The 1516-nt window shown below is 34.0% G+C and carries 2 protein-coding genes; both read left to right on the top strand.

The features are described from left to right. Positions 1-215: 215 nt before the first annotated feature. Complete coding sequence (locus tag ACN6NE_RS30950) at positions 216-647, top strand: GNAT family N-acetyltransferase (RefSeq protein WP_474329417.1); 432 nt, start codon at positions 216-218, stop codon at positions 645-647. Between the two features lie 187 nt (positions 648-834). Next, the gene (locus tag ACN6NE_RS30945) at positions 835-1293 is read left to right on the top strand and encodes a GNAT family N-acetyltransferase (protein ID WP_474329415.1); all 459 of its coding nucleotides are present in this window, start codon (positions 835-837) and stop codon (positions 1291-1293) included. Positions 1294-1516: the final 223 nt, after the last annotated feature.

Here is a 1516-nt window from a genome sequence, read left to right as displayed (position 1 = left end):
TATGGTGTGTGATGAGGATACGACAGCAAATGGACCTGCAATGGGAGGCTTGAGCCGTATGAGTTGAAAGGCTCACGTACGGTTCTCAGGGGAGTTAGGGGCAGTGATGCCCCTCGCTTACCCGACTTAACTAACTTTGTGTAAAATATACATTTTCTTACTCAACTAATAAGACCATTTGTTATAGTAAGTTTATAAAATTAGGGGGGAAAAGGATGGGTATCAAATTAGCATCTAAAAATGACCTTCAATGGGTAAATGAGCAGTACTCAACAATAGGGTTTGTTCCAAGTAATTTGGAGCGAGATAAAGTAGCAATTGTAACATATAAAGGTGAATACGCAGGTGTAGGACGTATAGTTAAGATTGATGAGAATAATATAGAAATAGGTGGTATTTACGTCTTACCAGATTTTCGAGGGGGAAATTTAGCTTATGAGCTAGTGACTTTTTTAGTCGAAGAAGCAAAGAGATTTAAAGAACCCAATGTTTATTGCATTCCTTTTGCTGAGCTTCAACATTTCTATAAGAAATGTGGTTTTAAAGAAACTAACTTACAAAATGATAATATAGATGACGTAATACGATCAAAGTACAAATGGTGCCTGAATGAATATGAAAAGAAAGTGTTATTACTTAAATTATAATACTTATTTTTCTGTTTCTATATGCCTTACTTAAATAAGAAAAAGCCTTTAATAAAGGGCTTTTTTGTTTAGTTCCGGAATTCGTGATTATGTTAACTGATTTTGTATATCATATTCACCTTTTTCTTCTCTTAAAAAGGGAATTATTGGTATAATAGTGAGGATGATTTATAAAAGGATGGATAATATGGATATACAAATAAGACAGAGCAATAGGAATGATATTGAATTAATTACTAATATGGTAGCAAGTCTTCTCAAAGAGTTGGGTGATAGAGATGTAAACAATAAGGAATTAACTGATATTTGTTCCAATTTGATAAATAACGAAGAAAATCTGTACACTGCTTTTCTGGCATATAAAGATACTGAATGTATTGGAATTATTACATTGTCAGAGTTTATTTCTTTGTATGGAAAAGGTTTATGTGGCCTTATTTTAGAATTGTATATAGTACCTAATGAAAGGTCTAAAGGAATAGGAGAAAAATTAATTAATACTGTAAAGAAATATGGTTTTCAACGTGGGTGGTCAAGGGTTGAAGTTGGCGCCCCTGATCCAGAGGAATGGAGTAAAACAGTTTCCTTTTATAAACGTGAGGGTTTTCAAGAAATAGGGCCAAGGTTAAAATATCATTTAAAATGATTCAGAAAGCAAACAAATTAAGGGATTAACATGCTTCATTAAAGAGTAGATTTATATAAAATCCACTCTTTTTTTTAGTATTTCCGATAATACCTGTTATGGTGCGACAAGAAGTCGCTTTTATATAGTGTGGCTTACGCCACTGGTTTAGACGCAAAAACTATCCCCGTCCAAAACTGCGGGTCTGGTAACGGGCTCGTGGGTTGCATGCGGAAATGCGGAA

It is taken from the genome of Priestia sp. 53B2, from assembly GCF_056099005.1.
This window is presented reverse-complemented; position numbering and strand designations above follow the sequence as displayed.

What these genes read in the sequence shown, in the direction of transcription:
- ACN6NE_RS30950 (WP_474329417.1), top strand. Translation starts at nt 216, where the DNA reads ATGGGTATCAAATTAGCATCTAAAAATGACCTTCAATGGGTAAATGAG.
- ACN6NE_RS30945 (WP_474329415.1), top strand. Translation starts at nt 835, where the DNA reads ATGGATATACAAATAAGACAGAGCAATAGGAATGATATTGAATTAATT.